The organism is Flavobacterium sp., assembly GCF_039930565.1.
Lineage (GTDB): Bacteria > Bacteroidota > Bacteroidia > Flavobacteriales > Flavobacteriaceae > Flavobacterium.
On sequence record NZ_JBDTTP010000062.1, the window covers coordinates 1 to 24,519 of the forward strand.

The window sequence follows — 24,519 nt, forward strand, 5'->3', positions numbered from 1 at the left end:
CACGTAAAAATTCTAATGAATGTTTTTTAGGCTGCATTGGAAATTTCTCCGCATCAGAATCTCCTAAGATTTCCAATTTAGTAACCTGAATTTCATATTTCTGACCAGCGCCTTTACTCTCCACCAAAGTTCCAATTACAGAAACCGCAGCTCCTGTAGTGATTCTTTTTAGTGTTTCCTCTGGTGTATTTTCAAAATCAACAACACATTGTATATTATTAATGGTAGAACCGTCATTAAGAGCGATGAACTGATTATTTCTAAAAGTTCTCACCCATCCTTTTGCATTAACCTCCTGAAGCGTCGTAGTACTGTTTAATAAGTCTTTAACTTTTGTGTGTTTCATTTTTAATAAAATTGGTATTAAATATTTTGTTGTTCAATAATTGCAAATATAAACGATAATAATTAAAATTAGAAGCTGTTTCCTGCTATCCGCTATATCTTTTGTTGCTTAAAGAAAGCAACAAAAGGATGCTGCTGCTATCAGGGCTAGGGCAATCGGTTTCAAAAGTCCAGTTTTTGTCATTGCGAGGAACGAAGCAACCGCACTAAAAAAATTGATTTAACAAGTGAGATCGCTTCGTTCCTCGCAAAGACTAAGCTTGTGCATTTACTTTGTCAAGTTAAAAATTTTGACAAAAGATTCGTCAATATGTAATTCGTGCTAATTAGTGAAATTTGTGTTTATCTTTCCAAACTCTCCAAATCCTCTTTCTTTGCTTTTTTCTTTTCAAAAGTCAAAACCAAAGCCGGTAAAACCACTAAATTCGCAAACATCGCAAACGCCAAAGTGCATGAAATTAATCCGCCCAAAGCAATTGTTCCACTAAAACTTGAAAGCGTAAATGTAGCAAAACCTAAAATCAAAACTACCGAAGTATAAAAAGTACTGATTCCGGTTTCTCTTAAAGCACTGAAAACGGATTTTTTTACTTTTCCGTTATTTTGTGATAAATCATGTTTGTATTTCGCCATAAACTGAATCGCATTATCTACCGAGATTCCAAAAGCGATACTGAATACCAAAATAGTAGACGGTTTCAACGGAATTCCAAAATAACCCATTAATCCTGAAGTGATGCAAAGCGGTAAAATATTCGTAATAACCGAAGCAAAAACCATTTTGAAAGATCGGAATAAGTACAGCATCAGTGCAGCGATAACCAAAATTGCAAAAATTAACGATTCGATTAAGTTGTCTACCAAATACGAAGTTCCTTTCTGGAAAACCAGTGCTTTTCCGGTAACGGTAACCTCATAGCGATCGGCAGGAAAAATTTCATCAATTTTCGCATGAAGTTTTTTCTCTACTTTTGCCATTTCGCCCGTGCCGATATCTCTCATAAAAGTCGTGATTCGTGCGTATTGTCCGGTTTTATCAACGTAACTTTTCATTAGATTTTCTTTACTGTTTTTCGTTGCATTTTTAGCATACGATAAAATAAAAGTCTGTTCCTGCGAAGTTGGTAATTGATAATATTCCGGGTTTCCGTTATAAAAAGCCTGTTTCGAATATTTAACCAAATTCACAACCGAAACCGGTTTAGACAATTCCGGCATAGAAGCAATGGTGTTTTGCAATTCGTCCATTTTACGCATGGTCGATAACTTCATGACACCTTTTTTATGTTTGGTATCAATCATTATTTCGAGTGGCATAACGCCGTTGAATTCTTTTTCGTAAAATAAGATATCTTTAAAAAAGGAAGCGCTTTTTGGCATTTCACCAATCAGACTTCCGGAAACTTTCATCTGCGAAACTCCAATTACACTAAAAACCAAAAGCAATCCGTAAATCGTATAAATGACTTTTCGTTTGTTTTTTACCATATTTTCAACAAAATCCAGCAAAGTCGAAATGTATGTTTTTGTCAGGTGGTACAAATGTTTTTCATTGGGCATCGGCATAAAACTGTACACAATCGGCACAATTAAAAGCGTCAGTAAATAAACAGAAATTACGTTGATCGAAGTCACCAGACCAAATTCAAAAAGTAAATCGTTACCCGTAATCATAAAAGTGGCAAAACCAATAGCCGTGGTAAGATTCGTCATTAAAGTCGAAACTCCGATTTTAGAAATAATACGCTGTAAAGCTTTGGCCTGATTGCTGTGCAGTTTGATTTCCTGCTGGTATTTATTAATCAGGAAAATACAATTCGTGATTCCGATTACGATAATCAATGGCGGAATAATAGCTGTTAAAACCGTGATTTTATAATGAAATAATCCCAAAGTCCCGAAAGACCAGATTACCCCAACAATTAAAATGCAGATCGAGATAAAAGTAGCCCTGAACGAACGGAAAAAGAAAAAGAAAATTAAAGAAACCGTCAATAAAGCCGCACCTATAAAAAGTCCGATTTCACCTTTCATATTATCCGCATTGATCGTTCTAATGTAGGGCATTCCCGAAACGCGAAGATCAACTCCGGTAGTTTTTTCGAATTTATCGATTTTCGGAACTAAATTTTCAAGGATAAACGTTTTTCTTCCGGCTGTGTTTACAAGTTGTTTGTTGATGTAAATGGCAGATCGCACGCTGCCGCTTTCTTTATTAAACAATAGTCCTTCATAAAAAGGCAGATTATGAAACAAATCATATTGTACACTTTTTAAATAAGCAGGATCGTGTGTTTTGCTCTGATTGATAAACGGCGATAAAATGAATTTTTCGTTAACCGTATCTTTTTCCAGTTTCTTCAAATCATTTAAGGAAACGACTAAATCTACTTCTTTAGAATTTTTTAAACCTGTCATTAATTCATTCCAGGCAGCGTAATTTTTTGGTGTAAAAAAGTTGGGATCTTTAAAACCAATTACGATTAGATTTCCTTCTTCACCAAACTTATCTAAAAACTTTTGGTATTCTTTATTGGCAATATGATCTTTAGGAAGCAAGTTTGCTTCGGTATAAGTCATAGCCAGATTCTTCCATTGAAAAGCCAGGAAAATGGTTAAAGCAATAAGAACGACTACTATTGTTATTCTGTTTTTAAGTATAATCCGGGCAATTTTTTCCCAAAATCCAACTTGGATGGTATTTTTCATAAATTCTGTAAAATGGATGCAAATGTAGTGAAAAGTGCTATAAATCATTTACAAAGACCTTTGTTTTTGCGATTTGTTAACATTAATTAACAGATTAATTTTTAGGAAATTTAGATGTTTTGTGTAATCCTCCATTTGCTTTTCTCATATTTGTACTTAAATTAAAATGAAAAGAAAATGAACTGGATTTTATTAATTATTGCAGGTCTTTTTGAAGTTGGATTTGCCTCTTGTCTGGGCAAAGCCAAAGAAACTACAGGAATAATTGCAACGTATTGGATGGCAGGTTTTTTTGTATGCCTGACAATCAGTATGATTTTGTTGTATAAAGCCACGCAAAGTTTGCCAATTGGAACCGCATATGCCGTCTGGACAGGAATTGGTGCTGTAGGAACTGTTTTGGTTGGGATTTTTGTTTTTAAAGAGCCGGCCACTTTCTGGAGAATCTTTTTTCTTTCTACCTTAATCGCTTCAATTATTGGGTTGAAGTTTGTTTCCAGTCATTAATTCATTTAAAATAAATGGAAGTAAAATATGTAAATGCAAGTGAAAGTACTTTAGAAATAAATAAAGTACTTTTAAAAATAACTTCAAGAAGATCCTTAAAACTATCAATTTTATTAATTGTTATAGGTTTGGGTATATCAGTTTATGGAGCAATACATTCAGAAGAGTTTTCCAAAACAGAATCGTTACAATCCGAATCAAATGTTCAAATACTTACTATTAGTCATTATTCAAATCGGCATGTTGCAGAAGCTTTTGGTGGAATTATGTTTATTGGCGGTATTTTGCTTCTTTGGTTTAATTCACTTAAAAAGAAGGTTTTTTTAACATATACTGATAAAGCTTCTAAAAGATTTTTGGAAACAGACAACGAACTTTTAATTGATATTAACGAAGAATATGTTGAATACAAAAGTTTAGATTTTCAGATGAAGATAAATTGGATAAAATTTTCAAGTTACAGAATTTATAAAAATTTTATTTTTCTTCAATTAGAGAATCACGTTACTGTAGTAACTATCGATAAAAGATTATTAAGCCAATCGGATCTGAAAATTCTAATTGGATTATTTAATTTGAATGATTTAAAAGAATTAAATAAATAATCTTTAATTTCTAAAAGGATGCAGGAAAACAATACCATTACGTTTATCTTCCTGGCAATAATTTTATTGCTGATCGTACTGCTTTGCTTTCTGGTGTACCAATTGATGCAGTCTAAAAAAGCAAAAGACGATGCCGAAAAAAGCTTTTATGCGCTTGAGATGAAAGTCAACGATCTGCAGTTGGAAACATTGGAATCTAAACTGAATCCGCATCTTTTTAAGAACATCCTGAATTCGATTCAGTCTCATGCGTATCAGACTTATTTTGCTCTGGATAAACTGGCGAATGTACTGGATTATATTTTATACGAAAGCAAAAAGAAATTTGTCACTGCAAAAGAAGAAATTGATTTTGCACTGAATTTAATCGAAATCAATAAAATTAAAATCAGCCCGCTTTTTGAGTTGAACATAAAAACCAACATCAATAAAGAGGATAAACTATACGATCAACCTTTGCTGGCGCCCTTAATTTCTATCGATTTAATCGAAAATGCTTTTAAACATGCTGATCTTCAAAGTTCCGATGCTTTTATTTCGGTAGTTTTTGAGTTTAAGGACAATGCTTTTTTTATGACAGTTTCGAACAAAATCTCTAATAAAAAGGTGTTGAAGAAAGAACGAAGCGGTTTAGGAAATACAACTTTGGAACACCGTTTACGCATTATTTATAAGAATAACTTCAAGCTCGAAAGGTTTGTAGAAAACGATATTTACACTGCCCATCTAAAAATAGATTTACTTGGATACAAAACTGAAATGCTTGCTGCTGGACGATGAATTGCCGGGATTGACGTACCTAAAAATGCTTTGCGAACAAATTCGTGAAGTAGAAATAGTAAAGACGTTTAATAATCCGGAGAAACTCCTTGCTGAAATTCCAAATCTGGATTTTGATTTATTGATTTCAGATATCGAAATGCCCGGAGTAGACGGTTTACATCTGGCAGGAATGTTACAGGATAAATTAGTGATTTTTTGCTCTGCCCACAAAGAGTATGCGGCTGATGCTTTTAATATTGATGCCGTAGATTACATTACAAAACCAGTAAAAATGGAGCGGCTTCAAAAAGCAATCTCAAAAGCTTTTAAGCGATTTCATAAACCGGATGCTGCTAAGAAATTCATACAGCTAAATACAGACAAAGGAAAAACCTTGTTGTATTTTAATCAGATTGAGTATGTCAAAACCGCAGCAAGTGACAGCCGCGACAAGACCGTCTTGCTTTCTGACGGCAGTTTTCTGAATTTAAAAAACGTAAAATTTGATATACTTCTAAAGGAATTGCCTGAAGCTGATTTTTGCCGAATCAATAAAAAAGAAATCATAGCGGTAAAAGCAATTAAGTTTTTTAACCACAACGAAATTGTTTTGCATCATTTAGAAAAAAATGACAAAATCAGTACCTTAATTCTAAGCGGGACCTATCGTTCCGAATTTTTGAAGAAGGTCAAAATCTAACTTATTACAAAGTTTTCCGGACTTGTTACATAGATTGAAAATTAGCTGTAAATTTACTTTTTCACTAAAATTTCAGTGCTGATATTTACCCCATAATTTAAAATACGGGTTATGAATAATATTAAAAATTCTTTATTCTACGTTACTGTTATTGGTGGTTTTACTGCACTTATATATTGGGTAATCTCAAAAGGCGCTTCGCTGGAATTTGGCCGTGGAATAGTTCAGAAAAAAACAGAAGGTAATCATTGGAATGACTTTCTTCATTCTATGGTTGAAAATTTGCAGCATCCTTTGGCCATTTTGCTAGCCCAGATTGTTGCTATTATTTTAGTAGCGCGTTTATTCGGCTGGATTTTTAGAAAAATCGGCCAGCCTTCCGTAATCGGCGAAATGATTGCCGGAATCGTTTTAGGGCCTTCTTTGGTCGGAATGTATTTTCCTGAATTTTCAGCCGCTTTATTTCCGACAGCATCTTTAGGGAACCTGCAATTTTTAAGTCAGATTGGGTTAATTCTTTTTATGTTCGTTATTGGAATGGAACTGGATTTAAAAGTCCTTAAAAATAAAGCGCACGAATCGGTGGTTATTAGTCATGCCAGTATTGTCATTCCGTTTGCCCTGGGATTATCTTTAGCGTATTTCATTTACGGTACTTTTGCACCTGAAGGCGTAGAATTTGCCTCATTTGGTTTGTTCATGGGAATTGCGATGAGTATAACTGCTTTTCCGGTTTTGGCAAGAATTGTTCAGGAACGCGGTATGCAAAAAACAAAACTGGGTACTATTGCCATAACTTGTGCGGCCGCAGATGATATTACAGCATGGTGTATTCTTGCCGTTGTAATTGCACTAGTAAAAGCAGGATCGTTTACAAGTGCTTTGTATGTTATAGGACTAGCTATTTTATATGTAATTATCATGCTTAAGGTAGTGCGTCCATTCCTGAAAAGAGTAGGGGATTTGAATTCGACCCGCGAAAGTTTGAACAAACCCGTAGTGGCAATCTTTTTTATAACACTTTTGTTGTCTTCCTACGCTTCAGAACTAATTGGAATTCACGCTTTGTTTGGTGCGTTTTTAGCGGGTGCTATTATGCCTGAAAACAATAGATTCAGAAATATTTTTATAGAGAAGGTAGAAGATATTTCTATTATCGTTTTGTTACCTTTATTCTTTGTATTTACTGGTTTGCGTACACAAATTGGCTTGTTGAACGACCCTTATTTATGGAAAGTGACAGCGGTAATTATTGCGGTTGCGGTTGTTGGGAAATTCTTTGGAAGTGCTTTGGCAGCAAAATTCGTAGGACAAAACTGGAAAGACAGTTTAGCCATCGGGGCCTTGATGAATACTCGCGGATTGATGGAATTGGTGGTTTTAAATATTGGATATGATTTAGGAGTGCTTTCGACAGAAATTTTCACGATGATGGTTATCATGGCCCTGGTAACCACTTTTATGACGGGTCCGGCACTTGATTTTATAGGCTATATTTTTAAGGATAAAATAACCGCTATTCCGCAGGAAATTAGCAATAAAAGTAAGTATAAAATTCTGCTTTCATTTGGAACTCCTGAAAAGGGAAAAAAATTATTAAAGCTTGCCAATAGTTTAGTTAAAAAGCAACCTGATAATTCGATTGTTACGGCGATGCATTTGTCATTAAGTACAGAGATGCATTCGTTTGATGTAAAAGATCAGGAACGAAAAATGCTGGTTCCGGTAATAGAAGAATCCGAACGTCTGAATCAGAATATGATAAGTGTCTTTAAAGTGACCAATGACATTGATACAGATATTATCGATACAGCCAATCAGGGAGAATACGATCTGTTATTGGTTGGTTTAGGGCAATCTATTTTTGACGGAACTTTGCTGGGGAAAATACTTGGTTTTACTACCCGGATTGTGAATCCTGATCGTTTAATTGATAAGTTTACAGGAAAAGAAGGGTTGTTCGAAAATTCTCCCTTTGATGAAAGAACACGTCAAATTATTGCAAAAAGCAAAATGCCGGTCGGGATTTTTATTGATAAGGATTTGGAAGAAGTCAATCAGATTTTCATGCCTGTTTTTAGTGAGCAAGATGCTTTTTTGATTGAATATGCTAAGAAGTTAATCAATAATAACGGATCGCAAATTACGGTTTTAGATGCCAGCGGAGAAGTAAAAAGTACCCGTGATATTCAGGAAAGTATTCGTTCAATAGAACAAATTGCCCCAAATCATATTATGATTATGAATGACAGAACGATTAAAAAAGAGTTTTTGGAAAGTCAGAACATGATGATTATTAGTCTTGACAGCTGGAAAAAGCTAATTGAATCACAAAGTATCTGGCTGAACAATACGCCTTCGGTTTTGATTTTGAAACCATAGATTTTGTTTTGTGCATTTTATTTTACCACGCTTTATTGTCATTCCCGAGGAGCGAGGAATCTCCGTAAGTAACTCTATTCAGAGAATCGCCAATCTTTGTCGAGCCTCTAATGGAGATTCCTCGTTCCTCGGAATTGACAAAGCGGACTTTAGATTTGGGATTTATTTTTGGAATTTAATTCTTATGAAACCTAAATCCTTAGCCCTGATGGGAGAGGCATCCTTTTGTGCCGGGGTTCGGCATAAAAGATATAGCGGACAGCAGGAAACAGCTTATGGAAATTATGATGATACTAGAATAGATGAGGTTTTTATAATCCCAAATCAAGAACATAGGAAATTTTAACAGCAATATTGTCTTCTACTTTCAAAAGTTGATTAGGACCATATCTGTAAAATCCGCCTAGACCTAATCCTTTATAAATTTTGTTGAGTTCTATTCCGGATTCAAAATAACCTTTGTCTAATGTTTTGTACAACGGACCCGCATGTTGTTCCGGATTTTTCATATTTCCCCACGCCATTCGGGTAACCAACACTAACGAAGGACGGACTTTTTTGAAAAGTGTAATGCGGTCAAAACCATGTTTGATCTGGAACATGGCATATTGACTGGAGAAAAATTCGTTAAAATACATGGTTTCAAAGCTGTTTCTTCCCGAAAATGTGATACGTTGTGTGACCGTTTCTTTGGTAAGGTTATTGGGGCCGGTATTGTATAAATGGGTGAGCGGAATGTCTCCCATTGCAAGCCCTCCCTGTAAAAGCAAACTGGTTTTTTGACGGTTCAGGTATTTTTGTTCATACTCTGCCTTAAAATCTATTTTGCCAAATGAAAAATCATTGTCTAAAACATTGGGTAATGTTTGCGTGTATTGAAAAGTAAATCTTGGGAATTGCTTATCTGATTCGATTCTGCCGGTTGGTGTCTGCATGAAATTACTGAAGGGTGACCATACAAGCGAAATCATTGCCGTAGTCATAACATAGCTGGAATATAATTTTCCGTTCAGGTTAAAAATATAATCAAATTTTGGTTCGATGTGATTTCTTGAAAGTTCTAAAACCGCTTCGGTTTTGGGAATGATCCGGGTCTGAATATTGCCTCTCCAGCCTGAGTATTCATAAAAAGTACTAATGTTGATTGGGCGTGGATCATAAATTTTAAAAACACGTTTATCGACTGCAAAAACAGTACTGGCAATTTCCCTGACATCATCGGTGTAATAAAGATTCATCCAGGTATTCGTGTTTTTGTCAACTAAAACTCCTCCACCCGTACTGTATTTAAAAACACCATCTTTGGTTCCGTAGGCTGTGTAGGCTTCAAGACGAAAATTTTTAGCGAAGCGATCGTTTGTAATGCCGCCAAGACCGAGCCTGAAACCTTCATAATTATTAAAACTGATGATTTTTTTTAGATCAAGGTCAACCGGTCCAATCGGATAAAAACCGTTGATGATTTTCCGCCCAATTCCTAAGCGTCTTTCTACCCTTTTTTTGACAGAAAGACTGTCAAGAGTCAGATACGTTTTTTGGCTTCTTGGATCCAGATCCTGTTTTCGGTATATTTTCCAAAAATCATCCGTTTGTTTGCTGGCTTCTTCTTTAATTTCAATGTAGTGTGCGGGATTTTTTATTTCCGGATTTGTATTGTATTGGATGTCAAAATTGTTGCTTTCAGACAGTAGATAAGTAAAATCAGACGCTACTTTTTTTCTTGGGTGATAATTTTCTTCGGCATCAGCATCAAAAAGAATAGTTCCGCTAAGGATTTTAATATCCTCGTCATTTTTTCCTTTTACAATTTTGAAAGTGGTATTGCTCTGAAACCAGATTTTTTCTTCAGGAACGTAAGTAAACTCATGGATTCCGCTAATGTCCAGAACCCCTTTTATTCGCATTACAGCTTTGGCGACAGCAAAACTTTCCTGATCGATATAAAGAACACCTTCTAAACCGGATGCTTTCCTTTTTTGTTTGTTTTTAAAGTAAATCATGTAGGCGTTGCGGCCTTTTATGTTTACAGTATCCAATATTTTGTAATTGTAATCTTTTGATGCATTGTTGGAAATTGGACTTTCATATTTGGTTTCCAATAACTCATATTTTGGGTCGTAAATAGAAATGGACTGCAGGTTGAAAGCAATTATTTCGTAAACCGGCTGCTTAAAACCAGCCATTTTTGTACCCAGGATTGTTTCTTTGAGTTTATTGTTTTCAAACTGGTATTGAGATACTTTTTCAGTCTGGAACAAATGCTGTTTGCTAATTATTTCCTTGAACTTATAATCGGAAGAATCAATATTGATTTTCTTTTTGTTCAGATCTTTATAAACGGCTAAGGAATCTATTCTTCCGTCAATAGAGTCGGGGTTTGCGGTAACTGTAAGTTTGTTATAGGTTTTGTATTCAAAACTACTCAGTTTTTTTTGCGGATTATTATTGTTTTTATTGGCAATTACCTTTCGTAAAATTGCTAAGGCAGGATTTTCATTTGAAATAATAACTTCTTGTAAATCATCTGTCTTTTGAAAGAGTGTAACCGAATAGAATTTTTTGTCACTGCTTACATTGATAGTTTTGGTTTTAAATCCGACATAAGAAACCGTAAACGAAATTATTGCTGATTTTGATGAGAGCATGAATTTTCCGTCAACATCTGTTACGGTACTGGTGTTATCTGGAGTTGTGATTGTGGCAAACGGGAGAGGTTTGTTATTGGAATCGTTTACAATTCCGTTTATTTGAAATTGCGCTTGTAGGGTAAGCGTAAAAAACAACATCAAAAAACAAAATAGCTTCATACTGAGTAATATAGTTTCTAAACGGAAAGAATATGATTTTGGTATGGCAAAAATAACAATAAAAAAATCCGTCCAGTACAATTTAACTAAACGGATTTTTATTTTATTGCGAATAAAGTTATACTTTCATGATTTCGGCTTCCTTAGCAGCCAATAATTCATCAATTTTTTTAATATAGGCATTCGTTAAGTTCTGGACTTCTTCTTCTGCAGATTTGCAAAGATCCTCAGAAGTTCCTTCTTTTTCCAGTTTTTTAATATCCGTATTGGCATCTTTACGCGAATTGCGAATGCCAATTTTAGCATCTTCAGCTTCGGATTTTGCCTGTTTTGCCAAATCCCTTCGGCGCTCTTCGGTCAAAGGCGGAACGCTGATAATAATTACATCACCATTATTCATCGGATTAAAACCAATATTGGCAATCATAATTGCTTTTTCAATGGTTTGGAGCATGTTTTTTTCAAACGGCTGCAAGGTGATTGTTCGAGCATCAGGAACACTTATTTTTGACACTTGTGAAAGCGGTGTGGCTGACCCGTAATAATCTACAAAAACACTTCCCAACATGGCTGGTGATGCTTTTCCGGCACGAATATTTAAAAATTCTTTCTCTAAATGTGCAATCGAACCATTCATTGATTCTTCAGTACTTTCTAATATAAAATCTATTTCTTCACTCATTTTTTTAGATTTTTAGATTTTTAGATGATTAAGTTTATAGCTTCTAAAAAACATGACCATCTAATTATACTAACTAATATGATTTTTATTTTTTTAATATTAAAGGATTATCAAAATTTAGACATCCCTGATAATTTAAATTCTTAACTCCTGCAATCTATACGTTTACTACAGTTCCAATGTTTTCGCCTTCACAAATTTTCAATAAGTTCCCAATTTTGTTCATATCAAAAACAACGATTGGTAATTTGTTTTCCTGGCTTAATGTAAAAGCAGTTGTGTCCATTACATTTAATCCTTTTTTCAAAACATCATCAAACGAAATCATATCAAATTTTACTGCGGATGCATTTTTTTCGGGGTCAGAATCGTAAACTCCATCTACGCGTGTTCCTTTTAAAATAACATCTGCATTAATCTCTATTCCTCTTAAAACAGCTGCTGTATCAGTTGTAAAATAAGGGTTACCGGTTCCAGCACCAAAAATTACAATTCGTCCTTTTTCAAGGTGGCGGTCAGCTCTTCTTTTGATATAGGGTTCTGCAATAGATTCCATTTTAAGGGCAGTCTGCAAACGCGTTTTCATTCCTTTGTCTTCCAGAGCCCCCTGCAAGGCCATTCCGTTTATAACAGTCGCCAGCATACCCATATAATCGCCTTGTACTCTATCCATACCGGCACTTGCTCCCGCAACTCCTCTAAAAATATTTCCTCCTCCAATAACAATAGCAATTTCTACTCCTTTACTGTGAATTTGTTTAATTTCTTCAGCATATTCGGCTAATCTTTTAGGGTCAATTCCGTATTGTAAGTCACCCATCAAGGCTTCGCCACTTAGCTTTAGAAGAATTCTTTTATATTTCATGTTTGTTGCGTTTGTTTGTGCAAATATAGACATATTCTGATTTTTTAAAATAGGGTTTTAAAAAATTAATCTTTCTTTTTGCGTTTAATTGTAAAGTTTCCTGATATTATTTTTTTGAATGTGATATTTATCAGTCTCTTCTTTTTTAAAATTTGTAGATTTATAGAATTCAAAACAAACTAGTATGAAAAGTATTGTAGCTAAAGCCTTATTCAATAGTTATTCTTATGTTGAATATAGAAAATTAATTACCGATTTATTATCTGAAGGAAAATCAACCGGACATCAACAATCTGAGAGTCTGACGAACTATTCCAAACTAAATGAAGCCCGAATGAACAGGCTTGAAAAAACAATTTTTATTTCAGAAGATGTCATTTCAAAACTACAAAATTTAGACAATCATTATATCTGGATGGTTATCTCTGAAGGGTGGTGTGGTGATGCGGCACAAATTCTTCCCATTATAAATAAAATGGCTTTTGCATCTGATAAAAAAGTGGATCTGCGAATCGTACTGCGTGATGAAAATGAAGAATTAATGAATCAATACCTGACCAACGGCGGAAGAGCAATACCGAAAATAATTGTAATCTGTAAAGAAGCCGGTATCGTACGTACCGATTGGGGGCCAAGACCAAAAGGAGCTTCTGAACTCATCACTGCTTACAAAAAAGAATTTGGTGTGATTGATGATAAAATAAAAACCGATTTGCAATTGTGGTATTTGGCTGATAAAGGGATTTCAGTGCAAAACGAACTCATGCAGATCATGGATGATATTAAATATAATAGATTGTGATTAAATACTAAATCTTAAAAATTTGTTAATTAACTGATATTAAATGTGTTAAATTTAAAAATGTAGTAAAAGTATTGTGTTTTTTTGTAACTTGTGCGTAATAAAGCCCGCTTCTATTATTTATGATTTACTCTATTGGTGTTTATTTAATGTTTAATTATTAAAATGCACTATTATGAAAAAATTATTCGAAAGATTTTATGATTTTTTTTCGAGAGAATTGTTTGGAGGAAAAAATGTACCTCATTATTAATTCACAAGTATGAATTATACTTTACTACGATTGCAAGCACATTACAAAAGACATAGTGATGTGCTTTTTTTATTCTGCTTTTAGCTAATAAAAAGCAATTTTGATTTATATGGAATAAAACAATAATTCGAATGGATTATTATTTTTAAAAACTAATTAAGGAAACCCCAAAACTTAAACTGCCTACGGTTTTATAATCGTGCAAAGGAAAACCGTAGTCCGTTACTTCGATAAATAAAGTGGTATCGTCTGCTGTTAGACCCAGCCTTGCTTTTTTGTATTCGCCATTCAAATTACCACGACCTATTGCAAATCCTTTTCCGTAGCCTAATTGCATAGTGATTCGGGTGCCTTCAGCAATCTTCGGACTTAATCCAAAATTTATATACACAGGAACGGCAACCAGTTTGTCATTCCATTTCCAATCAAGGCCACTATGAATTCCTAAAGTGAGCCATTGTTTGTAATGTACTCCATAACCTAAACTGGATCCGATTGCGTTAGGAATTAAAAAAGGCTTTTTTTCTCCTGCATAAGCCTCAGGTTCTTCCCGGTCAGGATTCCCTGTTATTGAAATCGCAATATCAAACTGGATATAAGTGAATTTTCTTTCCTGAGCATGAATTACAGAATTCGTCAAAAGAAATGATAAAATAATAAGTAAGTAGTATTTCATAATTTCCGGTTCCTGTAAAACATTATTTATTGTAGGTTTTCTTCAAACAAAGTAACATCAATTGCATCCTTTACATCGTAATCGCCAATCTTGGTTCTGCGCAAAGCGGTCAAATGCGATCCGGAATTCATGGCTTTTCCAAAATCATAAGCTAACGAACGAATGTAAGTCCCTTTGCTACAGACAACCCTGAAATCAATTTCCGGCAAAGCGATTCTCGTAATTTCAAATTCATTAATCGTAGTTTTTCTACTGGCAATTTCGATTGTTTCTCCAGCACGGGCATGTTCGTATAAGCGTACACCATCCTTTTTTATAGCTGAAAAAATAGGCGGCTTTTGATCGATTTCGCCTAAAAACTGTTTTACGGTTTCATGAATCAAAGTTTCGTGAATATGTTCAGTTGGAAAGACGGCATCGATTTCTGTTTCCAGATCATACGATGGAGTAGTGGCTCCGATATAAAAGGTCCCGGTATATTCTTTAGCCTGTCCCTGAAGTTCAGAAATTCGTTTGGTGAATTTTCCGGTACAGATTAATAATAATCCGGACGCCAAAGGGTCTAATGTTCCGGCGTGACCAATTTTGAATTTTTTGGGAAGCCCAACTTTATTGATTAAAAGGTATTTTAATTTATTGACTGCCTGAAACGAACTCCATTTTAAAGGTTTGTCTATAAGTAAAACCTGTCCGTCTAAATATTCTTCACTAGTCATTATAGTATAGTAAGCGGGTGAATGAAAAAGTGAATCACCAATAAAAGGATTCCGGCGATTATGCGATAATAACCAAAAATTTTAAAACCGTTTTTCGTTAAGAATCCGATGAAAGTTTTAATAGCCAATAGTGCTACAATAAAGGCCACAACATTTCCGATAATTAATAAATTAGTTTGATCATGCGATAATTCAAATCCTGCTTTATAATAATCGTAACATTTTTTTACCGTTGCGCCTAACATGGTTGGAACTGCAAGAAAAAATGAAAATTCAGCAGCTGTCGTTCTGGATAGTTTTTGAGACATTCCCCCCACGATACTGGCACCACTTCTGGAAACTCCGGGAATCATAGCCAAACATTGAAATAATCCAATTTTAAAAGCTTGTAAATAAGTGATTTCCTGAGAAGTTTCTGCTATATTGGGATTATTGAACCATTCGTCAACTTTTAATAAAATTAATCCTCCAATTAATAAAGAAACCGCAACGGTAACCGGATTTTCAAGTAAGCCATCAATAAAATCACTTAATAATAATCCTAAAACTACAGCCGGAATAAAAGCAACTAAAAGTTTAAAATAAAAATCAAGGGTTTGAAAAAAGCGTTTGAAATATAAAACCACAACTGACAGTATAGCACCAAGCTGAATAACAATCGTAAAAAGTTTGGTAAAATCTTCTTGTGCAATCCCAAAAAAAGAAGAGGCAATAATCATGTGACCAGTTGAGGATACAGGTAAGAATTCTGTAATTCCTTCAATAATGGCAAGAACAATAGCTTGTAATGTGTTCATTAAAATTAGATTTTCAGATCATTAGATTTGGACTTCTTAGAAATATTTTGCCTAAAATCTAAGATCGCTTAGGTTCTAAGTAAAGTCTATTTAGATTTTTTGAAGATAGAATAAATCGTGATTCCAAAACCAATTAAAACGGTTGTGGGAGCCAGTCTGATACGTCTAAAATTAAAAACTTCTTCGTTAAAAACATTCGGGTCATCACTTCCTCCACCAGACATTAAAATAAATCCTAGTGCAATAACAGCAATTCCAATCAATAAGATTTTGTAATTAATGCCTTCAAAAAGAAATTCCTGTTTTTGTTCTTCGTTATTATTTTTCATTGCTAATAATTGTGTTGTTTGTGAAAACGTATTAATACAGATCGTCAGTTCTTAAATTCAGGAAGCGTTGTGTGGCAAAGTGCGTGCTTAACCAGGTAATTAAAACACCAAGTCCAAAAACAGCCAGTAAAACCAATCCGATTAAAGCTTTGTCTTCCATAATTCCTAATCCGGGGAAATTGTTTTCTACATAAAGCAAAAGAGCAATTAAGGCAATAATTGCCAATCCGGCTCCCAGCATTCCTAATTTTACGCTGCGCATTACAAAAGGTTTACGTATAAAGGCTTTTGTCGCACCCACCATTTGCATGGTTTTGATAATAAATCTGTTGGAATGTATTGATAAACGTAATGAACTGTTGATTAATAAAACCGCAATTACTGCAAGAAAACCACTGATGATCAAAATCCACATACTCACTTTTTTGATGTTGTCATTCACTAAATTGACCAATTGTTTGTCATAGACAATATCTTCAATCATGGTGTTTTTACGCAGCTTACTTTCAATTTTAAGTATGCTGTCTCTCTCCACATAATCAGCTTTTAAATGAATATCATATGAATTCAATAATGGGTTTTCTCCTAAAAAGGTCAGGAAATCTTCTCCAATAATATCCGTATGCTCTTTTGCCGCCTTTTCTTTGGTAACATAAACATATGATCTTGCAAACGGAGCTTTTTTCAATTCGGTATCAAATGCTTTGGTAACACTATCTGTAGCTTCGTTTTTAAAGAAAACCGTCATGGCGATTTTTTCTTTGAAATCATTGGCCAGTTTTTTAGAATTGATAATGAATAATCCCAGTACTCCCAAAAGGAACAATACCAGAAATACACTTAATACAACCGAAAAATAAGAGGAAATTAACCTGCGTTTTTGAAATTTATCGAAGTTAGAACTCATAGTTTGCTTTAATTTGTGGTAAAAATAATAAACAATTTCTTTATTTGAAGTTAATAACGGTCAAACTTTTAACTTTCGTACAATAAATGTAAATTTGCGGACTTAAAACTTAGAAACTTAGTTACTCATTCGCTTAGCAACTCAAAAACAGGAATGACTTGAGTTAAGCCAAAGCATGACACTATCAAAATAAAAATTAAAACAGGGAATGAAATACAATCCAAACGAAATAGACGCTAAATGGCAAAAATACTGGGCTGAAAACCAAACTTTTGCTGCCAAAAACAATTCTGAAAAACCGAAGCATTATGTTTTAGACATGTTTCCTTATCCATCTGGAGCGGGATTACACGTTGGGCATCCGCTGGGTTATATTGCTTCAGATGTTTATTCCCGTTTCAAAAGACATCAGGGATTTAATGTTTTGCATCCAATGGGTTATGACAGTTTTGGATTGCCGGCAGAGCAATATGCCATCCAGACAGGACAACGTCCGGAAGACACAACACGCGTAAATATTGACGGTGGAGTTGATAAGGAAGGAAAAGAAATTGCGGGTTACCGTAAACAATTGGATAAAATTGGGTTTTCTTTTGACTGGAGCCGTGAAGTTCGTACGTCAAATCCGGATTATTACAAACATACCCAGTGGATTTTTATTCAGCTGTTCAATTCGTGGTACAATAAACTTTCAGACAAGGCAGAAGATATTGCGGATTTGGTTACCATTTTTGAAAATGATGGAAACGCCAATGTAAATGCAGTTTCTGATGATAACATTATTTCTTTTTCATCAGAGGAATGGAATGCCTTTTCAGCTGATGAACAGGAAAAAATCCTTTTACAATACCGATTAACCTATCTGGCAGAAACCGAAGTGAACTGGTGTCCCGGTTTAGGAACTGTTTTGGCAAATGACGAAATCGTAAACGGCGTTTCAGAGCGTGGAGGTTACCCTGTCATCAGAAAAAAAATGACACAATGGAGTATGCGAATTTCTGCTTATGCCGAACGTTTGCTTCAGGGTTTAAATGATATCGACTGGAGTGAGTCTATAAAAGAATCTCAAAGAAACTGGATCGGAAAATCTGTAGGCGCGATGGTTTCGTTTGCTGTAAAACCTCACCCCCAGCCCCTCTCCAGTGGAGAGGGGAGCCAAGCTGTTGCCAAAGGATATATGACAGCTAATGCTTCTATTGCTTCGCAACTGGTTGGGAATGCCAGGGAAAACCGCAAAAATCCAACTGAGGCTGAGGATATGCTTTGGCAGGAAGTTCGGAATTCGAACTTAGGGTTTAAAATTAGAAGACAACATTATATTGGTAATTTTATTGTTGATTTTGTTTGTCTGGAAAAAAAGTTAATTATCGAACTTGACGGAGGATACCACAATACAAATGAACAAATTGAATTAGATGAACTGCGAACTTTAGAGTTAGAGCAAAAACATCTTTTTAAATTTATTAGATTCAATAACGAAGAAGTTTTAAATAATATTAAAGAAGTTTTATCGAAGATAAAAGAAGAATTAAGCACGCGAAATTCTTTTAAAGATAAAGAGCAGCAAACTCCCCTCTCCACTGGAGAGGGGCAGGGGGTGAGGTTTATAGACGTCTTCACAACCCGCCCCGACACCATCTTCGGAGTAACCTTTATGACCTTAGCGCCGGAACACGATTTGGTTGCAAAAATTACAACTCCGGAACAAAAAGCAACTGTTGAAGCGTATATCGAAAAAACAGCAAAACGTTCAGAGCGTGAGCGTATGGCCGATGTAAAAACGATTTCTGGAGTATTTACCGGAGCGTATGCAGAACATCCTTTTACGAAAGAACCCATTCCGGTTTGGATTGGGGATTATGTTTTGGCAGCTTACGGAACGGGTGCTGTAATGGCAGTTCCTTGCGGAGACGAAAGAGATTACGCTTTTGCTAATTTCTTTAAAGGCCAGAACGGAATGCCGGAAATCAAAAATATCTTCGCCAATGTTGATATTTCTGAGGCAGCTTACGGTTCGAAAGACAATGTGGAGATTGCCAATTCTGATTTCCTAAACGGATTAAATTATAAAGACGCTGCGCAAAAAGCGATTGCCAAATTAGAAATAATTGAGCAGGGAACCGGAAAAACCAATTACCGTTTGCGAGATGCCGTATTTTCACGTCAGCGTTATTGGGGAGAACCTTTCCCGGTATATTATGTAAACGGTTTGCCAAAAATGATCGATGCACAGCATTTGCCAATTATTTTACCGGAAGTTGAGAAATATTTACCAACCGAAGACGGTCAGCCACCTTTAGGAAATGCAGCAGTTTGGGCGTGGGACACGGTAAACAATAAAGTGGTTTCGAACGAACTACTCTCCCCTCATTCGGAGGGGTCGGGGGAGGTTACTATTTTTCCTTTAGAATTAAATACCATGCCAGGTTGGGCAGGAAGTTCCTGGTATTGGATGCGTTATATGGATGCACATAACGAAGACAAATTTGCCAGTAAAGAAGCTTTGGCGTATTGGGAAAGTGTAGATTTATACATTGGCGGAAGCGAGCACGCAACCGGACACTTATTGTATTCCCGTTTTTGGAATAAATTCTTAAAAGACAAAGGTTTTGCCCCAACCGAAGAACCATTCAAAAAACTGATTAATCAGGGAATGATTTTGGGGACTAGTGCTTTTGTTTATAGAGTAGTTGCTGCAACTATTGATAATCAAGATTTTTTAAAAACCACAAATATTTTTGTTTCTAAATCTGTTCGAAATAAAATTGTTTCTGAATCAAAATTTTCTGAAAATTTTCTTGTTGATTTAGTTAAAGAAAATTTGAAGAGTAAATTAAATGAGGAACAAATTAATAAAATTGTTGGTGTTGTATTTAATGATATTCATGTAGATGTTTCAATGGTTAATTCTTCTGATGAATTAGATGTTCAAAAATTCAAAGCTTGGAGAGAAGATTACGCCAATGCAGAATTTATCACTGAAGAAAACGGAAAATACATCGTTGGTCGCGAAGTAGAAAAAATGTCAAAATCAAAATACAATGTAGTAACTCCGGATGATATTTGTAACGAATATGGTGCTGATACATTACGCTTATACGAAATGTTTTTAGGTCCGTTAGAACAGGCAAAACCTTGGAATACCGCCGGAATTTCCGGAGTTTTTGGTTTCCTTAAAAAATTATGGAGACTCTATCATTCAGGCCCAGATGACTCGTTTTACGTTTCGGACTCCCCTCCTTCGGAGGGGTCTGGGGAGGTTTTAAAATCATTACACAAAACAATCAAAAAAGTAGCGGATGATATTGAGAATTTCTCTTTCAATACTTCGGTTTCTCAGTTTATGATTTGTGTAAATGAATTGTCAACTCAAAATTGTCATTCACGTGCGATTTTAGAACCTTTGGCAATCGTGATTTCGCCTTATGCACCGCATATTGCTGAGGAATTATGGAGTTTGTTAGGACATACAAGTTCTATTTCGACAGTTGCTTTCCCGGTTTTTGAAGAAAAACATTTGGTTGAATCTGAAAAAGAATATCCGGTTTCTTTCAACGGAAAAATGCGTTTTACCATCAAATTGCCTTTGGATTTAACCAAAGAACAAATTGAAGAAATCGTCATGAAAGACGAAAGGACGCAAAAACAATTAGAAGGAAAAACTCCAAATAAAGTGATTATTGTTCCGGGAAAGATAATTAACCTTGTCGGATAATTAATTTTAAATTCCAATATCTTATAAATTCCAAATTCCAACTTTTGTTGGGGTTTGGGATTTTCTGTTTTTATAATAATCTCATTTTATGTCTTTGCGAGGAACGAAGCAATCTTATTTAGTATGTTTTTTAAGCTTGTTAGTGTGATTGCTTCGTTCCTCATAATAATAAAATCGTAAATAAAAACTTACTATTTCGCGTATATTCGAGAAAAAAATCAAGCACTCTGCAGTTGAAACGCGACTCTAATATTGGAATTTGGAATTTTTTATTGAAATTTTAATTTCCGCTGTAACATTTTAATAGTTCTCGTATCCAAAGGGCGGATCCGATTAAATAACAATTTAAAACTATTAAAAATGAAAAAGAATATTTTAATTAGCACCCTTTTGTTTTCAGTATTATGTTTAAATGTTTTTGCACAAACAAAATCGTATCCGTTTGAGGTTGTCAAAACCGGAAAAGGGAAACAAGCAATTATTTTTATTCCCGGATTTGCGTCTTCAGGTGAGGTGTGGAATGAAACCAAAACTAACTTTGAAAAAGATTTTACCTGCTATACGCTTACCATGGCAGGATTTGCAGGAGTACAACCACAAGGAGTTATAACATTTGAAAATTGGAAAACAGAAATTGCCCATTACATCAAAGCAAACAAAATTGAAAAACCGATTATCATAGGTCATAGCATGGGAGGCGGACTGGCTCTTGCCATTGCTGCTGATTATCCGGAACTGATTTCGAAAATTGTGGTTGTAGATGCATTGCCAAGTTTGGCAGCGCTGATGGATCCTTCTTTCAAATCAAAAGAAAATAATGACTGTTCGCCTATGATCACTCAAATGGCAGGAATGTCTGACAGTCAGTTTTATGATATGCAGAAAATGGGTATTCCAAGATTGGTTGAAAATACTTCAAAACAAGATTTGATTATTAGTTGGAGTGTGAAATCAGACCGAAAAACCTTTGCCGAAATGTATTGCGATTTTTCGAATACCGATTTAAGAAATAAAATAAGTACTATAAAATGTCCAGCATTAATATTGCTTGAATCGTATTTCGTAAATTTAAAACCTGCTATCGAAGAACAATATAAAAATCTGAAAACCGCCAATCTTCAATATGCCGACAAAGGACTGCATTTTATTATGTACGATGATACAGAATGGTATTTACAGCAATTAAACAACTTTATAAAATCGAAATAATGGAGTTTGAAGATATCTACAAAACGTACTGGGACAGGATATTCAGGCTTTGTATGGGTTTTGTGAACGATTACGATATTGCGCAGGATCTCGCTCAGGAAACTTTTATAATCGTCTGGCAGAAGCTGGAAACTTTTAGAAACGATTCGGGAATAGGAACCTGGATTTTCAGGATTGCTTCTAACAATTGCTTAAGGCAGATTGAAAAAGAAAAACGTTTTCCGAAATCGGATTTACCGATACATCTGAGCGAAGAAAAACAAACTTCGATTGAACCGCAGATTCAGTTTCTGTATAAATGTATTGCAGAGTTGCCTGAAACAGAACGTATCATTATTTCACTGGAACTGGAAGATCTGAAACAGGCAGAAATCGCTAAAATCGTCGGGCTGTCTGAAGCCAACGTGCGAGTGAAAATTCACAGGATAAAAGAAAAACTGACTCAAAAATTTAAAGAAAATGGAAAATAATATAGATTTTAAAGATTTGTGGAAAAAACAAAGCGTAAGTCAGTCCGATATAGAGGATTTGACAGCAAGGCTAAAACAATTTAAAAAAGCAGGTGTACGTTCTTTATGGAAAACAAATATTTTGCTTTTTGCTACAAGTGCTTTTATTCTTTTTGTCTGGTATCATTATCAGCCACAGTTTATTTCGTCTAAAATAGGAATCGTTCTGATGATTCTTGCAATGTTAATTTATGTAGTGGTTTATAATGGCTTATTGAAAATTTATAAGGATATTGATACAAGTCAAACCAATCAGGAATACCTGCAAAAATTGATTTTAATTAAAAGAAAACAGCAATTTATGCAGTCTACCCTATTAAGCTGGTATTTTGTTATGCTTCTTTCCGGAATATGTTTGTATATGTATGAATACGCTTCAAGAATGACTCTTTTTTATGCGTTGATTACCTATGGTGTAACATTGCTTTGGATTGCTTTTAATTGGTTTTATTTACGTCCGAAACAAATTAAGAAGCAAGAAGATAAAATAAATAATCTTATTGGAAAATTTGAGGATGTCAACAAACAACTGAATTCAGATTTATAATATTAAAAACATATATTTTTAAAATTCCAAATTCCAATTTATATGGGTTTGGAATTTTTTAATTGATCTCATAGGTTTAAAATATGAGTTTTGGGCTATTTCATAATTAAAGTCTAAAATTCAATGTCGTTTTGGCATTTTACAAAAATGGTTCGTAAATTGTTGGTTGTTTTGGATAGTAAATAATTAAATTAAAATATAAATATGGGAAGTGGATATTTAATACTTGCCGGAGCAATTATGTTGCTCAGCTGGTTAATAAGTTCAAGATTAAAAAGTAAGTTCGAACTATACTCAAAATTGCAATTGCAAAACGGAATGAGCGGAAGGGAAATTGCAGAAAAAATGCTGGCTGATAATGGAATTCGTGACGTTCGCGTAATCTCGACTCCGGGACAATTGACGGATCATTATAACCCGGCGGATAAAACTGTTAATTTAAGTGAAGCAGTTTATAATCATCGAAATGCGGCAGCTGCGGCGGTTGCAGCTCATGAATGTGGTCATGCTGTGCAGCATTCTATTGGTTACGAGTGGCTGACAATGCGATCTGCATTAGTTCCGATCGTGAGTGTGGCATCCAATTATGTGCAATGGATTTTACTGGCCGGAATTCTGATGATCAGGACTTTTCCGCAATTATTATTAGTGGGAATAGTGATTTTTGCCGCTACAACCTTGTTTACAATTATAACCTTACCAGTTGAATACGATGCAAGTAATAGGGCATTAGCATGGCTGGAAAATAAACATATGCTGACCCAACAAGAACAGGCGGGAGCTAAAGATGCTTTAAAGTGGGCGGCAAGAACGTATGTAGTAGCTGCAATAGGTTCAATTGCGACGTTGTTGTATTATATCTCGATTTATTCGGGAAGCAGGAGGAACTAATTTGATAATTGAGATAATTAAGTCAATATAAAAGCCGGAGAGATTTTAATCTATCCGGCTTTTTGTTATGGCATTTAAAAAATTATCTAATTATCAAATTGACAAATTATCTAATTACAACTGAATCTGCCTGTCAATCTGCTGATCCAGTGAAATAAATGTTTCAGTTCTTGAAACACCTTCAATTGCCTGAATTTTGGTATTTAAAAGCTGCATCAAATGTTCGTTGTCGCGACAGATAATCTTAATTAAAACCGACCAGTTTCCTGTTGTATAATGGCATTCCAAAACCTCAGGAATCTTCTTTAAATCTTTTACGGCTTCAGAGTTTCTTGAGGCCTTGTCGAGATACACTCCTATAAACGCCATGGTGTTATACCCTAAAACTTTAGGATTTACGGTAAATTTTGAGCCTGAAATCACACCGGAGGTTTCCAGTTTTTTTAAACGCTGATGAATGGCAGCTCCCGAGATTCCTATTTTATTAGCGATTTGTAAAATAGGTTTTCGGGCATCATCCATTAAATAGCGAAGAATTTCCTTGTCGATACCGTCAATTTCAATAATAAGGGAGTTGATTTTCATAACTTGATATTTGAAACTAATTCTTGTAGTTTGGTTTACAATAAGAATCAAATGTAGTTAAAATGGTTGTAAATAAAAATTCCAAATTTCAACAGCTAAGTTGAAATTTGGAATTATAATAGATTTTATATAGGATTATTTTCCTTTGTTTGCTTCTACAATATATTTTTCTAAAGCCATTGTCATAGAAGGAGTTTCAGGAGTTGGAGCAAGAATATC

General features: G+C 34.8%; 22 protein-coding genes and 1 pseudogene. 11 read left to right on the forward strand and 12 right to left on the reverse strand.

All coding sequences use genetic code 11. The features are described 5' to 3' along the window. Together ABI657_RS14365 and ABI657_RS14370 are read right to left on the reverse strand one after the other, a co-directional pair. Positions 1–346: OB-fold nucleic acid binding domain-containing protein (locus ABI657_RS14365; protein WP_348097958.1), on the reverse strand; the 346-nt coding region annotated here is incomplete at its 3' end. Positions 347–687: 341 nt separating this feature from the next. Further along, positions 688–3,054, reverse strand: a complete 2,367-nt coding sequence (locus ABI657_RS14370) for an efflux RND transporter permease subunit (RefSeq protein ID WP_348097959.1) — start codon at positions 3,052–3,054, stop codon at positions 688–690. Between the two features lie 177 nt (positions 3,055–3,231). On the opposite strand from ABI657_RS14370, the gene ABI657_RS14375 reads away from it, so the two are divergent. From ABI657_RS14375 to ABI657_RS14395, 5 genes are all read left to right on the forward strand, one after another. Then, positions 3,232–3,561 carry a multidrug efflux SMR transporter gene (locus ABI657_RS14375; protein ID WP_348097960.1) on the forward strand — a complete coding sequence of 110 codons (330 nt, stop codon included), beginning with the start codon at positions 3,232–3,234 and terminating at the stop codon, positions 3,559–3,561. Between the two features lie 14 nt (positions 3,562–3,575). Beyond that, the gene (locus tag ABI657_RS14380) at positions 3,576–4,166 is read left to right on the forward strand and encodes a hypothetical protein (RefSeq protein ID WP_348097961.1); all 591 of its coding nucleotides are present in this window, start codon (positions 3,576–3,578) and stop codon (positions 4,164–4,166) included. Between the two features lie 18 nt (positions 4,167–4,184). Further along, positions 4,185–4,946, forward strand: coding sequence for a histidine kinase (locus tag ABI657_RS14385; protein ID WP_348097962.1), 762 nt, complete (start codon positions 4,185–4,187; stop codon positions 4,944–4,946). Then, positions 4,909–5,628 carry a response regulator transcription factor gene (locus tag ABI657_RS14390; protein WP_348097963.1) on the forward strand — a complete coding sequence of 240 codons (720 nt, stop codon included), beginning with the start codon at positions 4,909–4,911 and terminating at the stop codon, positions 5,626–5,628. Before ABI657_RS14385 ends, ABI657_RS14390 begins: the two co-directional genes overlap by 38 nt. Positions 5,629–5,739: 111 nt before the next feature. Continuing rightward, entirely contained in the window at positions 5,740–8,010 is a 2,271-nt protein-coding gene (locus ABI657_RS14395) for a cation:proton antiporter (RefSeq protein WP_348097964.1), read from the forward strand. A 311-nt stretch (positions 8,011–8,321) separates the two neighbouring features. Here ABI657_RS14395 and ABI657_RS14400 read toward each other — a convergent pair whose 3' ends face one another. The 3 genes from ABI657_RS14400 to pyrH form a co-directional block, all read right to left on the reverse strand. Next, positions 8,322–10,817 (reverse strand): DUF5686 family protein, encoded by a 2,496-nt coding sequence (locus ABI657_RS14400; RefSeq protein ID WP_348097965.1) that lies wholly within the window; start codon positions 10,815–10,817, stop codon positions 8,322–8,324. 118 nt (positions 10,818–10,935) lie between these two features. Beyond that, on the reverse strand, positions 10,936–11,499 hold the full coding sequence (frr, locus tag ABI657_RS14405; protein WP_348097966.1) for a ribosome recycling factor: 564 nt from the start codon (positions 11,497–11,499) through the stop codon (positions 10,936–10,938). A gap of 157 nt (positions 11,500–11,656) precedes the next feature. Further along, entirely contained in the window at positions 11,657–12,364 is a 708-nt protein-coding gene (gene pyrH / locus ABI657_RS14410; RefSeq protein ID WP_194617724.1) for a UMP kinase, read from the reverse strand. A gap of 184 nt (positions 12,365–12,548) precedes the next feature. On the opposite strand from pyrH, the gene ABI657_RS14415 reads away from it, so the two are divergent. Then, positions 12,549–13,166, forward strand: coding sequence for a thioredoxin family protein (locus ABI657_RS14415; RefSeq protein ID WP_348097967.1), 618 nt, complete (start codon positions 12,549–12,551; stop codon positions 13,164–13,166). A gap of 398 nt (positions 13,167–13,564) precedes the next feature. Here the strand turns inward: ABI657_RS14415 and ABI657_RS14420 are convergent, their stop codons facing one another. The 5 genes from ABI657_RS14420 to ABI657_RS14440 all read right to left on the reverse strand — a co-directional run bounded on the left by ABI657_RS14420 (position 13,565) and on the right by ABI657_RS14440 (position 16,844). Continuing rightward, positions 13,565–14,095, reverse strand: coding sequence for a hypothetical protein (locus ABI657_RS14420; RefSeq protein ID WP_348097968.1), 531 nt, complete (start codon positions 14,093–14,095; stop codon positions 13,565–13,567). Between the two features lie 26 nt (positions 14,096–14,121). Continuing rightward, on the reverse strand, positions 14,122–14,811 hold the full coding sequence (truB, locus tag ABI657_RS14425; RefSeq protein ID WP_348097969.1) for a tRNA pseudouridine(55) synthase TruB: 690 nt from the start codon (positions 14,809–14,811) through the stop codon (positions 14,122–14,124). Continuing rightward, complete coding sequence (locus ABI657_RS14430) at positions 14,811–15,608, reverse strand: undecaprenyl-diphosphate phosphatase (RefSeq protein ID WP_348097970.1); 798 nt, start codon at positions 15,606–15,608, stop codon at positions 14,811–14,813. Before ABI657_RS14430 ends, truB begins: the two co-directional genes overlap by 1 nt. Before the next feature lie 86 nt (positions 15,609–15,694). Then, the gene (locus tag ABI657_RS14435; RefSeq protein ID WP_348097971.1) at positions 15,695–15,937 is read right to left on the reverse strand and encodes a DUF3098 domain-containing protein; all 243 of its coding nucleotides are present in this window, start codon (positions 15,935–15,937) and stop codon (positions 15,695–15,697) included. Between the two features lie 31 nt (positions 15,938–15,968). Further along, on the reverse strand, positions 15,969–16,844 hold the full coding sequence (locus tag ABI657_RS14440; RefSeq protein WP_348097972.1) for a permease-like cell division protein FtsX: 876 nt from the start codon (positions 16,842–16,844) through the stop codon (positions 15,969–15,971). A 208-nt stretch (positions 16,845–17,052) separates the two neighbouring features. Between ABI657_RS14440 and ABI657_RS14445 the strand changes: the two genes are divergently transcribed. The 5 genes from ABI657_RS14445 (at position 17,053) to ABI657_RS14465 (ending at position 23,715) form a co-directional block, all read left to right on the forward strand. After that, positions 17,053–20,559: a class I tRNA ligase family protein gene (locus ABI657_RS14445; protein WP_348097973.1), complete on the forward strand. Its 3,507-nt coding sequence runs from the start codon at positions 17,053–17,055 to the stop codon at positions 20,557–20,559. A gap of 360 nt (positions 20,560–20,919) precedes the next feature. Continuing rightward, complete coding sequence (locus tag ABI657_RS14450) at positions 20,920–21,768, forward strand: alpha/beta hydrolase (protein ID WP_348097974.1); 849 nt, start codon at positions 20,920–20,922, stop codon at positions 21,766–21,768. Continuing rightward, positions 21,768–22,238, forward strand: a complete 471-nt coding sequence (locus tag ABI657_RS14455; RefSeq protein WP_348097975.1) for an RNA polymerase sigma factor — start codon at positions 21,768–21,770, stop codon at positions 22,236–22,238. The genes ABI657_RS14450 and ABI657_RS14455 overlap by 1 nt, the downstream gene beginning before the upstream one ends. Further along, positions 22,228–22,824, forward strand: a complete 597-nt coding sequence (locus tag ABI657_RS14460; RefSeq protein ID WP_348097976.1) for a hypothetical protein — start codon at positions 22,228–22,230, stop codon at positions 22,822–22,824. Before ABI657_RS14455 ends, ABI657_RS14460 begins: the two co-directional genes overlap by 11 nt. A gap of 204 nt (positions 22,825–23,028) precedes the next feature. Further along, positions 23,029–23,715 (forward strand): zinc metallopeptidase, encoded by a 687-nt coding sequence (locus ABI657_RS14465; protein ID WP_348097977.1) that lies wholly within the window; start codon positions 23,029–23,031, stop codon positions 23,713–23,715. A gap of 114 nt (positions 23,716–23,829) precedes the next feature. On the opposite strand, the gene ABI657_RS14470 is transcribed toward ABI657_RS14465, so the two are convergent. Together ABI657_RS14470 and ABI657_RS14475 are read right to left on the reverse strand one after the other, a co-directional pair. Continuing rightward, entirely contained in the window at positions 23,830–24,300 is a 471-nt protein-coding gene (locus ABI657_RS14470; RefSeq protein WP_348097978.1) for an Lrp/AsnC ligand binding domain-containing protein, read from the reverse strand. Positions 24,301–24,435: 135 nt separating this feature from the next. After that, positions 24,436–24,519 (reverse strand): annotated as a pseudogene (locus tag ABI657_RS14475) (uroporphyrinogen-III synthase); the annotation flags it as partial.